The sequence below is a fragment of the Peptoniphilus obesi ph1 genome (assembly GCF_000311865.1).
Lineage (GTDB): Bacteria > Bacillota > Clostridia > Tissierellales > Peptoniphilaceae > Peptoniphilus_E > Peptoniphilus_E obesi.
This window is the reverse complement of the sequence record NZ_HE978580.1, coordinates 96,427-114,308: the sequence shown is the minus strand read 5'-3', so window position 1 is coordinate 114,308 and position 17,882 is coordinate 96,427. Positions and strand designations below refer to the sequence as shown.

General features: G+C 30.3%; 9 protein-coding genes. 7 read left to right on the top strand and 2 right to left on the bottom strand.

Annotation, left to right across the window (positions count from 1 at the left end; all coding sequences use genetic code 11):
* The first annotated feature begins 285 nt into the window (after positions 1–285).
* On the top strand, positions 286–5,280 hold the full coding sequence (locus tag HGPB_RS00475; protein ID WP_019131718.1) for an NPXTG-anchored protein: 4,995 nt from the start codon (positions 286–288) through the stop codon (positions 5,278–5,280).
* A gap of 414 nt (positions 5,281–5,694) precedes the next feature.
* Here HGPB_RS00475 and brnQ read toward each other — a convergent pair whose 3' ends face one another.
* Entirely contained in the window at positions 5,695–6,978 is a 1,284-nt protein-coding gene (brnQ, locus tag HGPB_RS00470; RefSeq protein WP_019131717.1) for a branched-chain amino acid transport system II carrier protein, read from the bottom strand.
* Between the two features lie 158 nt (positions 6,979–7,136).
* On the opposite strand from brnQ, the gene HGPB_RS00465 reads away from it, so the two are divergent.
* The 4 genes from HGPB_RS00465 to HGPB_RS00450 all read left to right on the top strand — a co-directional run bounded on the left by HGPB_RS00465 (position 7,137) and on the right by HGPB_RS00450 (position 13,613).
* Positions 7,137–8,486 carry a pyruvate carboxylase subunit B gene (locus HGPB_RS00465; protein ID WP_019131716.1) on the top strand — a complete coding sequence of 450 codons (1,350 nt, stop codon included), beginning with the start codon at positions 7,137–7,139 and terminating at the stop codon, positions 8,484–8,486.
* 201 nt (positions 8,487–8,687) lie between these two features.
* A complete protein-coding gene (gene fusA, locus HGPB_RS00460) occupies positions 8,688–10,754 on the top strand; it encodes an elongation factor G (protein ID WP_019131715.1) in 2,067 nt (688 codons plus the stop codon).
* Positions 10,755–10,997: 243 nt separating this feature from the next.
* Positions 10,998–12,392, top strand: coding sequence for a YfcC family protein (locus HGPB_RS00455; protein WP_019131714.1), 1,395 nt, complete (start codon positions 10,998–11,000; stop codon positions 12,390–12,392).
* Positions 12,393–12,437: 45 nt separating this feature from the next.
* Positions 12,438–13,613, top strand: coding sequence for an amidohydrolase (locus HGPB_RS00450; protein WP_019131713.1), 1,176 nt, complete (start codon positions 12,438–12,440; stop codon positions 13,611–13,613).
* Between the two features lie 204 nt (positions 13,614–13,817).
* Here the strand turns inward: HGPB_RS00450 and HGPB_RS08400 are convergent, their stop codons facing one another.
* Entirely contained in the window at positions 13,818–14,630 is an 813-nt protein-coding gene (locus HGPB_RS08400) for a copper amine oxidase N-terminal domain-containing protein (RefSeq protein ID WP_019131712.1), read from the bottom strand.
* A 247-nt stretch (positions 14,631–14,877) separates the two neighbouring features.
* Here HGPB_RS08400 and HGPB_RS00440 point away from each other — a divergent pair, with 247 nt between their 5' ends.
* Positions 14,878–16,191, top strand: a complete 1,314-nt coding sequence (locus HGPB_RS00440) for a sodium-dependent transporter (RefSeq protein WP_019131711.1) — start codon at positions 14,878–14,880, stop codon at positions 16,189–16,191.
* Between the two features lie 405 nt (positions 16,192–16,596).
* The gene (locus tag HGPB_RS00435) at positions 16,597–17,802 is read left to right on the top strand and encodes an argininosuccinate synthase (protein ID WP_019131710.1); all 1,206 of its coding nucleotides are present in this window, start codon (positions 16,597–16,599) and stop codon (positions 17,800–17,802) included.
* The last annotated feature ends 80 nt before the right edge of the window (positions 17,803–17,882 follow it).

Sequence of the window (17,882 nt, the reverse complement as noted above, 5' to 3'; positions counted from 1 at the left end):
TAACAAAATTTTAAATTTCACAAGTTACTTTTAGTATCTCAAACTATTCTTTAATTTTATTGATAAAACTTACACTCAAAATATTTTTACAAAAACTAAAACAAGAATAAAAATAAAATATTAGATATATAAATTTTTGATATTAAAAGCAGTTTATGAAGAAGTAAATTTAATAAACTTATAAATATAAATAAGAATAAAATTTATAGTCAAGTTTATGATATACTAATCGAAAGTGTAATATTATAAATTATAAAAAATAAGGTGGTAATATGGTGATGATTAATGAATAAGAAAAATATTAAACAATACTTAATACCAGGAGCCTTAGGCTTAGTGCTAGTAACCCAAGTACAACCAGCCTATGCTCAAGAAGCAGAAAGTAACACAGATACTGCAACAAAAGAAGTCGTAGTTTCTGAATCATATGAAAAAGAAGTCGTAGTTTCTGAATCATATGAAAAAGAAGTCGTAGTTTCTGAATCATATGAAAAAGAGACTAAGATAGAAAAAGAAACATACAGTGTCACAGAAATAGAAGTAGAAGATAAGGCACAAACAAAAGAAACAGAAGATAAAGAAACAAAAGAAGCTATAAGCTCAGAAGACTATAGTGTAACAAGTGCAGAAGAAATCGAAAGCGAAAAAGAAAACCCATACGCTATAGCAGAAATAGAAGAAGTCGAAACCGAAAAAGGAAAAGTAATTCCACAAGGCGTAGACAACTCTCAACTAGAAAAAGAAGCAAACAACTATAGTGTAACAGAAATAGAAGAAGTAAAAGGTGGTCGAAAAAGTAAAGATTCTTTCACTTACAAACCTTCATGCGAAGTTAAAGATGATGGATCAATTAAATCAGCAGAAATGTTTAATGGTAAATATTTAGACTACTCTTTTCGCTACAAACACGAGTACGAAGATGAATTATATAATAAAAAATTTCAAAATCATAAAATAGAAGATGAGCGTAACTATAAGTTTGAAAAAGGTAAAGAACTAACAGATGAAGAAATAAAGGCTGAGTTTGAAAAATATAAAGAAAATATGAGTGGTTATGCAAAATCTAAAGAATGGGTTAGAAAGCTTCAAGAGTTAAAGCTTATTGAAATGCCACAAACTGAAAATACAGATAGATATAGTAGTATAAAAACTATGAATGATCTTAATACTAAGTATATGACTTCAACTGATGGTAAAAGAATTTATTCATATAATGGTTTTGAGTCTTATCAAAATGATGATGGTACATTTACTGTCACAAATAAAGATGATAATACTACTTTTGTTGTAAATGATACGACTATGTCTGAATCATCTAATGTGTATGCATTAAAAGATAATGTAAATGGTAAATATCATTATTTTACTTATCAAGATGAAGATAGAAAAAAATATAAGAATCTTGATTATTTATCAATGAATGAAGTATATGATACTATAGTTTCTGATTATCTTAAGAGTCAAAATATTGAAATGAGTGAAGATGAACGTAAAGCGTTATCCGAATATATTAGAGAATTTGGCGTACAAGATGCGTTAAGTAATTTAAAAGAGGATCAAGGTTATCTATCTATTACTCCAGATGGTTATGCAACACGAAACGAAGATGGATCATATAGATATAAATATAACGTAACATTTAGACCAATGTTATCCGCTGATCATGGACAATCAGCTCGTGGTTTGCAATTGTATGCACCAACTTTCGCTAAGAATATGAAGTTTACTTTAACAGGTACACAAAAGCGTGTTTATGGTGATAAAGAAGTATCTGATAAGACAAAATATACAGCTAAATATAGAAAAGATGCTGTTGAAAATATTGATGTAAATGTAGATATGCCATATTATACTTTTGATGAATTTGATGCTTATGTGAAAGAAATCAAAAAATTAAGAGATACCGTAGATGAGTTATATGAAGATTGGTCTGAAGAAAAACAAGCAAGAATAGATGAGCTAGAAGATGAAATAACAGAAAAAGAAAATGCGTTTTATGATTTTATGAGCCGTTTTAACGAAAAAAATAGATCTATTGGATATTATGATGAAATCAATGGTAAAAAAGAGTTAAAATATACTGTATTAAAAGCTCGTCCACAAGATTTTAATGGAATTTTAGAAAATCATTATGATGAAAATCGTACGTTTGATACGGATAGAACTTATAATATTAATGCTGGTACCCACCCTGGTATAGATTTAGATATATATGAGATATCTACTCATGTTCATGGACCTATTACTTTTAATATTGAATTTGATGTGGATAGTGATCAAGTTAAAAAAGGACCTAATATAGCTATTGCTGGTGCTATGCCTTGGAGAAGTTCTCAAGAAGGTAGTGGAGCTGGATCATATGAAGAAGGTTCACTAAATTTATTTGAGTATAATTGGGCGAGAATGTTTGAGCCTTATATTAATGAGATTGATAATTTAAATTCTTTTGCTGTGACTAAAACATTAAGTAAATATTTTGGCAATGCAATAAATCACCCTGAACTTATCAAGCCAGGTACATTTGATATAAATGGTTTTTATGCACATAGATCTGTATCACCAAGTGAATATACTGGAGACAAGTGGAATATAGGTCGTGGCGTAAGTAAAAAAGATGGTGGTTATGTAAACACTTTTACGCTTTATAGTAATCCTGCTAACGAATATTTAGCTAATTATGGTAAAGGTGAGACAATCGATGCAGCTGTTCAAATAGCTAATGGTTATGGCAGATATGGGGACTATAGAGTTTATTCAAAAGATTATTTAGATCAAATGACATCTACTAATTCTTGGAAGTTTTATAAAACTGGAGCAAAATTAGATAGAGAATCTAATGATAATGTATATAGATCTAAACTCGGTAAAGTTTTATCAGATGAAAATAATAAAGAATTATATAATTATTATAATACACTTAATAATGTGACAAATCGTATAATGAATAGACTTAATAATGAGCCTGCAAATGGTGCGAAAGATTTATTATCTGATAATGTACGTTTTGGTCTTGGTGGAATTGGTAGTATTTATATAAATGCATCTCAAGGTAGTGGTTCTGTTGATGTTACACCTATAGGTTGTGCTAAGAAAAATGAAGATGGTACATGGAAATATGAATATCAAATTAGTACTCGTGGCGTATCTAGTTCAGATCATGGACAAACTGCTGATGATTTTGGTATAGTATTACCTAAGTTTGCTAAAAATGTTAAGTTTGAATTAATAGGTACACAAAGAGCTAACAGTAATATTTATGATAATGATATTACCAAATCTAAAGAAGTAAAAGAGTTTATCAAAGGTGTGGCAACTGATATATATGAAGAAGAGTTAGAAAAAGCTCGTAAAGAAAATATGCCAAATCTTGTTAAATTTTTAGAAGAAAATAAAGAAAGTCATATTAGAGATATTGCAAATAAAATAACTTATAATGAAGGTAATTACTATTTTAATAATATAACTGATAGGTCTGCACCAGAAGATGTAAATGTGGGATTAGGTGTTGTAGATTATAGTGAAATACCTTATCTTCTTAATAATGAAAGAAATTTACCAGAAGAGATATCTAATAAGTTAAATGATTATAGAAATGAATTAGATAATAAAGCTCAAAAAGAAGTAGATGAGATATATGCTAAAGCAGATAGAGGTATAATTAGTTATGATGATGCTAGTCATTATGAAGAGGACATTAGAGCTAAATATGAGTCTGAATATGTTAAGTATAGAACCTTACTTACTAGAAAGTATTTCTTAAATGCAATTCCATATGCTAATTATATTTATAAAGAAGATAATGGTTATATACCAAATGTAATGGTTAAAGCTAATTCACAAAAAGACTTTAATGAAATGTTTGGAGATAATTATGCTGACTTTAGTAGAGTTCATGCTTATAGATATATTGACGCTGTTAGAGGAAATCCAATAGGTATAAGAGTTACATTTGATGTGGATGATGATCAAGTGAAGAAAACTCCATTTGTACCTGTTGATACTAGATTGTTATTTAAAAAATCTCAAGAAGGTGGATTTAGCTTAGCTAAAGATGGTTCAACAGTTCTTAGTGATTATAGAAATGCTACAGTTATTGATAAAAATACAGGTAAAAAACTTGATAGTAATGAATATGGTATAAATCCAAATGCGAGACTCTCACAATATAGATTTGTAGAGTTCCCAGAACTTATTAAAGAAAATATGTTCGATATTAATGGTTTGTATGCCGAAGCAAGTGCTGATGTAACTAATTATTCTGGTTATTGGCATGAAATCTCTGAAGATATGGAGCCTTGGGGAACTGGTGGATATATATTACGTGATTTAAATAGTTTTGATTATACAAAACAGTTTACTTTACATGCTAATCCAGCTGTAACTTATTTTGCGGCTTCTAGCGAAGATATGGCTGATATTGCCGTTGTTGGCCCATGTGCTGCTCAAATACGTAAGATTAAAGAAAATAGAGAAATCTCAATCAATAAAGAATGGTTAAATTTTGGTGGAATTTCAGAAATACCAGATGAAATTTCAGTTATCTTAACAGATGGTAAAAATGAAAAGACAGTAAAATTAACAAAAGAAAATGATTTCAAATTGACAATAGATGCTGAAAGTCCTCTATGCAGCTACACAATAAAAGAGATAGAAGTGCCAGGCTTTGAACACAAGGAAACAAATGTTAAATATCGCTTTGTATTCAGAGACAGCAAAACAGGTGAAGAGAAAAAAACAGTTTACCTAAATACTATTAATTCAGAAGGAAAAGCTGAGACAAAAGAAATCAGCATAGAAGAATTAAACAAACTTATCAGCAATGGAAATTATAGAATAGAACGTCCATTAAACAATGATAAGATAGATAAGGTAGGAAAAGGTACTATAATTTTAGAAGATGGTGTTATAGTTGTTCCTCATGGAATAGATGTAAGTACAGTTATGTCAGTGCAACTAATCAATGAAAAAGTTCCAGAAACACCACCTGAAGAACCAGAAGAACCTGAAGAACCAAAAGAAGAAAAGCCAGATAAGCCAGATAAGCCAAAAGAAGAAGAACCAAAAGAAGAAAAGCCAGAAGATAAAGAAGAAAAACAAGAAGAAGCAAAAGAAGAAGTTAAAGAACAAGAAACTGAAAAAGAAGAAACAGTTAAAAAAGAAGAAATTAAAGCAACACATGGAAATCCAAAAACTGGAGTAAACGGAATAGGTGGAATGTTCGCTCTTATGGCAAGTTCTTTAGCAGGTTTATTTGTAACAAGAAAAAGAAAAAATAAATAAAAGATTTTAATTAAGTCTTTAGAAATTTTTAGTATCAAGCTTATATCCAAGTAGGATTTAGCTTGGTACTTTTTTTGTATCTATTTAACTTTTTTAATATTTAGCGATTGTATATATTTAAATTTTAAAGCAATAAATTCATTTATTATTGATTATAGACATTAAACTTTGGAAGAATGATTTTATTTATTATTGATTATAGAAATTTAAACTTAGGAAGAATGATTTCATTTATTAGTGATTATAGAAATTTAAACTTTAAAATAATGATTTTATTTAACTTTATATTTATAAATTTATGTTTAAAATTTAGGAAAAATTATTGCAATAAAAAATGCTATGAGTAAAAATCTCATAGCATTTCTCGTTAAAATTTATTTTTTATTTTAAGTTATTTATTAAAACTTTACGAATTTATTGTGCTTCTTTTTCTCTAAATATTAGGCTTGCTAGTATTGCTAAGATTACACTTGGTATAATCCACACAAAAGCTTGTAGTGTTTCAGGGAATAAAGCATAGAAATCATCAACGAAACTAAGATTTAATCCAAGAAAAGCTAAGAAGCTAAATATTGTAGGGAATAGTGCTCCTAAAACTGCGCCCACATATGTAGGAACTTTTGCAAATTTATCTCCAAATATATTTAGAAATATCAAAACTATTGTAACTGGGTACATAGCAGAAAGCACTGGTACTGAAAATTCAATTATTCTTTCAACTCCATTAATTGCCATAACGCCAGAGAAAACTGTAGACATTATTACCCAAGCTTTATATGGAACTTTTCCATTTGTTAATCTTTCAAAGAAGTCACTAAATGTAGAAGTTAAACCAATTGCTGTTGTCAAACAAGCAAGTGCCATTACTAAAGCCATTGCATAAACTCCAATATTTCCAAGTATAGATTTTGCTATAAATACTAATCTTTCTATTCTTGAAATATCTCCAAGGTCTATTGATGATGTTGTAGCACCTAGGTAAAGAAGTCCACAATAAACTAAACATAAACCGATAGTTGCTATAAGACCAGCTTTGATTGTTAAAGAAAGTATATCTTTTTCATCATCAAGGCCAGATATTCTAAATCCTTTAATTATAAGTGATGTAAAGGCTAGGGCTGCTAGAGTGTCCATTGTTTGGTATCCTTCTAGGAATGAATTTGTAAATGGTCTTTCGTAGTTAGTTAAAATAGGCTCAGAAATTGGACTGAAAATACCTTTTACAATAATTATGACTAATAGAGTTAAAAGTGCTGGTGTTAAATATTTTCCAATATTGTTGACTACAGATGATGGTCTTAATACGAATAAGAGAACGAGTCCGAAGAATATAATTGATGATAAGACCGGGTTGAGTTCAGGGAAAATTCCCGCTGCTATAAGTTCATGTGTAGTTGCTGCTGTTCTAGGTATTGCAAGTCCTGGTCCAATTGAAATTAAAACCAAAGAACCGTATAGAAAACCTATTTTGTTACCAAGTTTACCAGATATATCTTCAAGATTACCGCCTGCTTTTGTAGTCGCAACTACTCCGAGCATTACTAGACCTACTGCTGTTAGAACAAAGCCTAGCATCGATACAAGATAATCTGAACCCACCAAAGCTCCTAGAGTGGGTGGAAACATTAAGTTTCCAGCTCCAAAAAACATTGAGAATAGGGCAAATCCAGAAACTATTACTAATTTTTTATTTTTCATATTTACCTCCTATTTCTAGCAATATACAACTTATTTATAAGCTGATAGTAAAGCTATTTCTAGTATTATATCAGAAAAATTCAAATGTAGAAGTAAATTTTAAAAAAACTATCACATAATCTTTATTTAAGTTAAAATAGAGATAAGAGGTGATTTGAGTGTCAAGAAGAAAAGTTGAGTTTGTTGAGACGGTACTTAGAGATGCACATCAAAGTCTAATGGGTACTAGATTAAGCTATGATGATTTTAAAGATTCTCTTGAATTATTAGATGATGCTGGATATAAGGCATTGGAATGTTGGGGAGGAGCAACTTTTGATGCTTGCATTAGATATTTAGATGAAGATCCTTGGGAAAGATTAAGACTTATAAAATCAAAATTAAAAAATACTAAGACACAAATGTTACTTAGGGGGCAAAATCTTCTAGGTTATAAAAATTATCCTGATGATGTTGTCAGAAAATTTGTTGAATTATCTATTAAAAATGGAATTGATGTAGTCAGAGTTTTTGATGCTTTAAATGATACAAGGAATCTAGAAACTTCTATAAAAACAGTAAAAGAATTTGGAGCGGAGGCACAAATTGCTATAGCCTATACTCAGTCTCCAGTTCATTCTATAGATTATTATTTGGATTTAACAAAAGATATTATTGATATGGGAGCAGATTCTATTGCTATAAAGGATATGTCAGGAATACTAACTCCATACGACAGTTATGAATTAGTAAGAAGGATTAAAAAGTTTACTGATCTTGATGTAGAAATTCACAGTCACTGCACAACTGGCATGGCAGAAATGACTTATTTAAAAGCTATTGAAGCTGGTGTAAATATTGTTGATACAGCTATTTCTCCATTTTCATCAGGAACTTCACAACCTGCAACTGAAGCTATCCATTTCTTATTAAAGGAACAAGGAATTGAATCTGGTTTGAATGTAGAAGTGTTAGAAGAGTTAGCTGATTTTTATGGAAAAATAAAAAATAAATATTTAGAAAATGGTCTTATGCCAACAAAAGTTCTTGGAACAAATCCGAAGGGATTGATTTACCAAGTGCCGGGTGGTATGTTATCTAATTTATATTTACAATTACAGGGTTTAAACAAGCTAGACTTATTTGAAAAGGTTATGGAAGAAATTCCAAAGGTTAGAAAAGATCTTGGCTACCCACCACTTGTAACTCCTATGAGTCAAATGGTTGGAACTCAAAGTTTGTTTAATATTGTTACTGGACAAAGATATAAGATGGTTCCAAATGAAATAAAAGATTATATTAAGGGAAAATATGGTAAGAGTCCTGTAAAAATTGATGAAGACTTTGTTCGTTCAATTATTGGAGATGCAAATGATATCATAGTTGATAGACCTGCAAACCATTTAAAGGATAGCTACCAAGAATTTAAAGAAGAAGCCAAGGATTTTGCAAAGTCTGAAGAAGATGTTTTAACTTATATAATGTTCCCAGAAGAAGGTAAAAAATTCCTTCTTAATAGAGACAAATAATTAATTTATAAAAGTAAATATTTTTTAAAAGAGGTAATTTTAAATTATCTCTTTTTTTTATATGTTTTTTAATAGTTTACTAAATTAAAATTATGGGTATTAAAGTAGAGATAAGATTTAAATTTAGGAGACTAGATAAAATAAATTTAAAATGATTTATCGGACTAATAAATATTACATATAGGAGGTTTATATTTTATCATGAAGTTATACACTACGGAAAATGTAAGAAACTTAGCACTTGTTGGACACAGTGGTAGTGGAAAGACAAATTTAACAGAAGCCATGCTATTTCAAAGTAGGGCAACTAAGAGCTTAGGTAATGTGTCTGAAAAGAATACTTTTTCTGATTTTTCAAAAGAAGAGATGGAAAGAGGATCATCAATCGGAACAAGTATTATACCTATTGAATGGAGAAACTTTAAATTAAATATTATAGATACTCCGGGATACTTAGACTTTATTGGAGAAGCATATTGTGCCCTAAGAGCATCAGAAGCTGTACTTATGGTAATTGATGCAACCTCTGGTATTGAGGTTGGAACTGAAAGAATGTGGAAATACACAGAAAATATTGGATTACCAAGAATTATCTTTATAAATAAGATAGATGGGGAAAACGTAAACTTTAGAAAACTAATGGAAGACTTAGAAGAAGCTTTTGGTAAAAAAGTTATCCCATTTTCTGTTCCAATTGGAGAAGGAGAAAACTTTGTTGGAGTAACAGATGTTATTTATCAAAAAGGTTTTAAATACAAGGATGGAGCTCCAGAAGATACAGACCTTACTCACGACCAAGTAAAGGCAACAGAAAGAATGTATGAAGAGATTGCAGAAGTTGTAGCAGAGTCTGATGAAGTTTTGATGGAAAAATATTTTGCAGGCGAAAAGTTTACAAGAGAAGACCTGCTTAGAGGTGTTACTTCAGCACTACTTTCTGGTGATGCTGTTCCACTATTGGTTGGTTCTGCAGAAAAGGGAATTGGAATTGATATTTTATTAAATACAATAGTAAATTATATGCCAGCTCCTGATGATGAAAGAGCCCATCTTGGATTTAGGGTAGAAGAAGGCGAAAGAAAGAAAGTATCTGTTGATGAACCTTTCTCTGCTGCTGTATTTAAGACAATAACAGACCCATTTGTTGGAAAAATTTCTATATTTAAAGTAATCTCTGGTAAGATGACCAAAAGTACTACTTTATACAATTCAAGTAAAGATCAAACTGAAAAAATGGGTGGTTTATATGTCATAAGAGGTAAAAAACAATTTGAAGTAGAAGAGCTTCAAGCTGGAGATATTGGTGCTACTACAAAGCTTACAGTAACAGAAACAGGGGACACTTTATGCGACAAGGATAACAAGATAATTTATAAGAAGATTAAATATCCAACACCTGTTTTATACTATGCAATTGAACCTAAGACAAAGGGAGATGAAGAAAAACTATCATCTTCACTTAGAAAACTTAGAGAAGAAGATCCAAGCTTTGTTATAGATAGAAATCCTGAAACAAAACAACTCACAATTGGTGGACTTGGAAAGGTACAACTTGATGTAATTCTTGAAAAATTAAAGAATTTATTTGGAGTAGAAGTAAATATTATTCCATTCATCATTCCTTATAGAGAAACCATTAGAAAGACTGCATCTGTCCAAGGTAAACACAAGAAACAATCTGGTGGAGCTGGTCAGTACGGTGATGTATGGGTTAGGTTTGAACCTAGTGATGAAGATTTTGTATTTGATGAAGAAGTATTTGGCGGAGCAGTTCCTAAAAACTACTTCCCAGCTGTTGAAAAAGGTATTATGGAAGCAAAAGAACATGGAGTTCTTGCTGGATATCCAGTTACAAACTTCAAGGCTGTTTTATATGATGGATCTTACCACGATGTAGACTCTAACGAAATGTCATTTAAGATTGCAGCGTCATTAGCATTTAAGAAAGGTATGGAAGAAGCAGGATCTGTATTACTTGAACCTATAATGAAGGTTGAGGTAAATATACCTGATGCTTATCTAGGCGATGTAATGGGAGATATGAACAAGCGTAGAGGAAGAATTCTTGGAATGGACCAACAAAATGATGGTTCACAAATTTTAATTGCAGAAGCTCCTCAAGCTGAAATGTTTGAGTATTCAATAGATTTAAGAGCTATGACACAAGGTAGGGGAACTTTCTCTATGGAATTTGTTAGATATGAAGAGGTTCCAGAAAATATAGCGGGAAAAATTATTGAAGAAGCTAAAAAAGCAAAAGCGGAATAACTTAATCTGGTATTTAATTAATTATTTATTAAAGCTAAAAATAGTTGCAGTGTAGTAAAAGTATGAAAAAATTGAAGGTGATATAAAAAAATAGAAACAAGTTTTATCAGAGTAGTAAGTTTCTTAATAATAAAGGTGAATATAAGTATGTAAAGCTATATATTTATATTCACCCTCTATATATTTATTGGAAACAAGAGTGAGATTCAATATAAATGTGCATAATCAATAGGAGGGATACATATGTCTGATACAAGAAAAAAGAAATTTAAATTACCACATATATATGTATTATTAGTATGTATAATAATATTCTGTGCAATATTAACTTGGATATTACCCGCTGGACAATTTGATAGAGTAGTAAATGCTGATGGAATAGAGGTAGCTGTAGCTGGTACATATCATAAGGTAGAGAGTACGCCAGTAGGTCCTTTTCAAACTGTACAAGCGATTTACAAAGGTATGGTAGATGCAGCTCCTGTTGTATTTTTTGTTTTCATTTCTTTCGCTTCTATAGGATTAATAATTGAAACGGGGGCCTTTAATGGATTGGTTTCTTTTTTAATAAACAATTTAAAGGGGAATAGTAAAGTAATTATTATACCAATTTTTATAACTCTTTTAGGAGCTGGGTCATCGACTATAGGAGTCTTTGAAGAGATATTGCCATTTATACCAATATTTGTTGGAATAACAATTGCTTTGGGATATGATGCTCTGGTAGGTCTTGCAATAGTTGCTCTTGGAGCGGGACTTGGATATTCTGGAGCTTTTATGAATCCGTTTACAGTAGGTACAGCTCAAACAATTGCAGGTGTGCCATTGATGTCTGGATCAGGTTATAGGATTTTCTGTCATGTGGTTATGATTGTAGTTGCATCAATTTATATTATTAGATATGCTTTGAAAATTCAAAAAGATGAAACTAAAAGTATATTATATGGAGATCAATTAGATCTAATTGATAGTGAATTTAACCCAGAAGATTATGAATTTGGTATAAGACAAAAATTAATTTTATTAGTTTTATTAATAGGCATAATTGTAGTTGTTTATGGAAGTAGCAATTATGGATGGTATTTTGATGAAATAAATGCTGTATTCTTAATTATGGGTGTTATAAGCTCATTCATAATGGGTTGGAAACCTAATGAGATAGGTGAAAAAATAGCAATTAATTTTAGTAATGCAGCTTTCGCTTGCATGATGATAGGGATTGCTAGAGGAATTTTAATTGTTCTAACTGAAGGAAATATCATAGATACAATAGTATATGGTTTATCTATTCCGTTATCTAATCTACCAAAACTTCTTATGGGACCTGCGATGTTACTTTTCCAAACAATATTGAACTTCTTTATACCATCTGGTTCTGGTCAAGCAGTAACCAGTATGCCAATAATGGCACCTCTTTCTGATTTATTGGGTGTTTCTAGACAAGTTTCAGTATTAGCATTCCAATTTGGGGATGGTTTATCAAATATCCTATGGCCAACTGCTTTTGCACCTATGGTGGCTGGTTTAGCAGGAGTTAAATTAGAAAAATGGTGGAAATTCTTTGTTCCATTATTCTTAATTTTATTAGTTACACAATCAATATTAATGATGCTAGCTATAGGAATAGGATATCATTAATATTTTAGGCGATAGTATTTGTACAATAGGAAAAGGAAGATAAATATGATAAATAATAAGTTGATAGAATCTATAAGAGAATATGAAGAAGAAGCTTTTTTATTAAACTATGACTTAGCTGATAATCCTGAGTTGCCATCTAAGGAATATAGGTCTTCTAAAAAAATACAAGAATTATTAGAAAAGCACAATATTAAATGTGAAGGCAATTACTGTGATTTAGAAACTGCGTTTAAGGGTGAAGTTATAAATAAAGACGCTAAATACAACATTGGTATTTTGACAGAATACGATGCACTCCCTGGAGTTGGTCATGGTTGTGGACACTCAGCAAGTGCTGCTATTTCAGTTTTATCTGCCTTAGTTTTGAAAGGAAATGAAAATCTCATAAATGCTAATGTTGACATAATTGGGACACCCGATGAAGAAGACAAAGGATTAAAAGTCCCAATGGTTGAAAGAGGTGTTTTTGATAAATATGATTTTGTAATAATGGCTCATTTGGGTTCAAAATATAGCATCCCAAATTGGAGATTAATAGCTTTTGAAACGCATGAAATAGAATTTATTGGAAAAGAAAGCCATACGGCTGCAGCTCCATGGGATGGAAGATCGGCTTTAGATGGATTAATGTTATCTATTCATGCTATTGATATGATGAGGAAAATGATGAGGCCTGGTGTTATTATAGAAGGTATTATTCAAGAAGGTGGTATTTCACCTAATATTATTCCTGGAAAAGCAAGAGCAAAATATACTTTTAGATCTACTGATGCAAGTCTTTTAGAGAAAGAAATAAGACCATGGTTGAATAATATTTTGAAAGGTTGTGCGTTAGCTACTGAAACTACTTATAAAGATAAAATTTTTGATTATCCATTTAGTGATATGAATTATAATGAAACAGGCTCTGAAGTTATTAAATCAGTGATGAAAGAAAATAATATAAAATTTTTAGATACACCAGATGCGGATGGGTCTTCTGACATTGGAAATGTAAGTTATAGATGCCCAGCTTTCCATCCATCAATTGCAATAACCGATGAATGGGTTCCACTACACACTAGCCAAATGGTAGATTTAGTAAAATCAAAAAAATCTGAAGAAGCTATAGTTAAGGGAGCAACAGTAATATTAGGTTTCATTTCAAAATTATTAGATAATCCTGAAATAATTAATAAAATGAACGAAGAATTTAAAGAAAGCTTAAAACAATCATAAATTTTGAGTTGAAAAATAATTAATTAAATGATAAATTTTTTTAAAATATATTTTTACTTAGATATAAAAAGAAAGAGTCTTTCGACTCTTTCTTTTTATATTGTATACTTTGTATTTTATATCATTTCCGTTAAAAATTTTTATATATAATATTTTGCCATTTTAATGAATTATTCAAATTTTGTTTTACAGATTATTTTATTATTAATAAAATGATCTGTAGAAAAGTTCTCCATTAAACTTTAAACAATTTTGATTTATTATTTCGATATTTCCCTTATTTCCATTTTCCTCATACATAATTTCTAAAAGGTTATTATCAGGTGTTCTTTTTATATAAAAACCATCTATCATAGACCCATCTTTGATTCTTGTAATTTGACAATAATGATAAAATCCATCTATGGGTTCTATATCGTCACTAGACATATAAATTCTTGCGTTTTTATTATTACTAAAGAAACCTTGCATGTAAAAATATTCAACTGGAATTTTTTTACTTCCAAGGTCAGGATATTCTTTTGGGAGATTTTTATTATAAAAATCTTTTATAATATTCTCATTAAATTTATTTGGATCACCTATTATTACAGTTTCCCAACCATCGTCCCAAGTTACTTGAGTTCCAAAGCTTTCTGCAATAAATCTAACGGGAACATAAACTCTGCCATAAGTATTTTTTGCAGCTGTATCGAGTTTTATTTTTTTAAGTTTAGAATTTTCATCATAAGTTTTTGCTGTTTTACTATCTACTGTAAGTTCAATTTTTTTAGATGTCTTAGAATCTACTATTGAGACTGTTTTGCTATCGCCATTCCAAGAAACATCATAGCCTAAATTTTCAGCTACAAATCTAACTGGAACCATTGTTCTATCGTTTTCTATAAAGGCTGGCGATCCGTCGACTATAAGTTTACCATCAATTACTAAATATACGTCTGAGCTTGCTGATATTTTAAAAGAAAAAGTAAACACAAGCAATAAAGCTAATAAAATTGATTTTTTAAAGTTTTTCATAAAATCCTCCTACCTAATATTTAAATTATATGTACTAACTTAATTTTAGCAAGATAAAGGATTTTTGTAAATTGATATGTATTTTAGAAGGGATTTAAAATTTAATTTTAAATAATATTTTAATCTAATATAGATCTTTTTATGTATGCAAAAGATATAGTTTCTAATTTGTTTTATAATTTACTTTTTCAACCCAATGTGGTATTCTAATAAAGTAAATTAAAAATATTTAAGAGAGGTTAATCAAGTGGATGATAAAAATTTTACGACTAGGTGGGGCTTCGTACTAGCCTGTGTAGGAAGTGCTGTTGGTATGGCCAATGTTTGGGGATTTCCATTCAGAATGGGTTCATATGGTGGGTCTGCATTTTTAATACCATATATTATATTTGTGGTTTTATTTTCATATGTTGGTTTATCAACAGAATATGCAATTGGTAGGATGACCGGAACAGGAACTTTAGGATCTTATGAATATGTTTGGAAAAAAAGAGGATTTAATAAAGTTGCAAAAGTTATTGGTTGGATTCCTTTAATAGGTTCATTTTGTATAGCAATTGGTTATTCAGTAATTGTTGCTTATGTTTTAAAGGCTCTAGTAGAATCAATAACTGGAAACTTGATGCATGTTGATGCGGGAGCTTGGTTTGCTGGATTTTCTAGTCAACCATATTCTGTAGTAATTTATCATGTTGCTATTATAGTTATAGTTTCTTTAACCTTGACAGTAGGTGCAAAAAGTATAGAAAAAACAAATAAAATAATGATGCCGGTATTTTTTATTTTATTTATAGTACTAGCTATCAGAGTTTTATTATTGGATAATTCTTTGGCAGGTTATGAATTCATGTTTAGGCCAAAGTTTAATGAACTTTTAAATGCAGAAGTTTGGATATTTGCTATGGGACAAGCTTTCTTCTCCTTATCTATTACAGGATCAGGGATGATAGTTTATGGTTCTTATCTTCAAAAGGGAGAAGATATTATAAAATCTTCTGAAAATACAGCCTTTTTTGATACTATAGCTGCACTTACCTCAGCTATAGTTGTAATTCCAGCTTGTTTTGCATATGGAGTTGATTTAGGATCTGGTCCAGGGCTATTGTTTGAAACACTTCCAACAATACTTCAAGATATACCATTTGGTAGAGTATTTGCGATAATACTTTTTGTGGCAGTTGTGTTTGGTGGTATATCATCTCTTCAAAATATGATAGAAGTTTGTGTAGAATCAATTCTACATAAGTTTCCAAAGCTTAAGAGAAACCATGTTTTAATAGTTTTGATGACAAGTTTATTCTTAATAAGTGTTAATATGCATCAAATCAGCGTTTGGGGACCTTGGATGGATTTAATTTCAATCTATATAATACCAATTGGGGCTATTATTGGAGCTGCGTCTTGGTTCTGGGTTTTAGATAGAGATGAACTATTAAATGAAATAAATGATGGGGCTGGAAAACAATATGGCAAAGGTTGGCATTCAGTAGGTAAGTATGTTTATGTTCCATTAGCTTTAATTTTATGTTTAATAGCATTATTTAAAGGAATTTCATTTTAATTTATAAAAAGGCTTGACAAATCAAAAAAGCTTTAGTATTATGTATGAAATTACAAAAGTCGATGAAGTGAGTTCGAAGGACTAAAGTATTTGCAGAGAGCCAGTGTTTGGTGAAAACTGGTAGCTTAATCCCTAGAGTTAGGATCACGGAGATCATATTGTGAGTGTTTGCGAGCAATATGCGTAGAGTTTTCGTTAAACTTTGAGTGGGAAGTATTTCCAAAAAAGAGTGGCACCGCGATTAATTCGTCTCTTTCTTATTAATTTAAGAAAGGGACTTTTTTTATACCATTTTTTCTTGGACTATACTTTCAAATGGAGTGGTATCGCGATAATTTCGTCTCTTTCTTATTGATTTAAGGAAGAGACTTTTTTTATAGAATTTTTATAGGAGGAAATAAAATAATGGAAGTTAAAAAAGTAGTTTTGGCATATTCAGGTGGACTTGATACATCAGTAATAATATCTTGGTTAATAGAAACTTATGGTTGTGAAGTAATAACTTTATCTGCTGATTTAGGTCAAGAAGAGGAACTAGATGGATTAGAAGAAAAAGCGATCAGAAGTGGAGCTTCTAAAGCTTTTATAGAAGACTTAACTGATGAATTTGTTGAAGATTTTGTATTTGAAACAATTAAATCTGGCGCTAAATATCAAAATAAATATCTACTAGGAACTTCATTTGCAAGACCAATTATAGCTAAAAAATTAGTTGAACTTGCCCACAAGGAAGGGGCGGATGCTATAGTTCATGGATGTACTGGAAAAGGTAATGACCAAATCCGTTTTGAAACTGCGATTAAACATTTTGATCCGAATATAAAAATAATTGCACCTTGGAGAATTTGGGATATAAAATCTAGAGAAGATGAAGAAAATTATGCAAAGGAAAGATCAATTCCTATAAACAAAAACAAGGGCCTTTGCTATTCAGAAGATAGAAATATATTCCACATTTCACACGAAGGTCTAGACCTTGAAGATCCTGGAAATGAAGCTAAGCTTGACAAGGTTTTAACTCTTAGCGAAACTTATGAAAATGCGAGTGATAATCCAGAATATGTAGAAATTGAATTTGAAAAGGGAATTGCAAAATCAGTTAATGGAGAAAAATTAAAGGCAAAGGACTTATTAAAAAAATTAAATCAAATAGGATCAAAACATGCAATTGGTATAGATGACATAGTTGAAGACCGTATAACTGGAATGAAGGTTAGGGGAATATATGAAAATTCTGGTGGAGCTGTACTTTACAAGGCGCACGAAATTTTAGAATCTATAACACTTGATAAAGATACTTTAGAATTTAAACAAATGACATCAATAAAATATGCTAATTTAATTTATGGTGGACTTTGGTATACAAAATTAAGAGAATCAATAGCTGCTTTTATAGATAGCACTCAAGAAAGAGTTACAGGAAAAATTAAACTAAAACTTTATAAGGGTAATATTATTCCGGCTGGAGTTTGGTCTAAATATTCACTATTTAACAAAGATTTTGCAACTTTTGAAGATGATATAGTTTATAACCAAGAGGATTCACAAGGCTTTGTAAACTTATATTCACTTCCAATTAAGATAGAAGCTTTGATGCAAGAGAGTCTGTAATAAAACTTAAATTGCTTTTTGCTAATTTTAATAAAAATAAAGATTGGTATCAAAAAAGATCAGAGATATAAAACTGATGT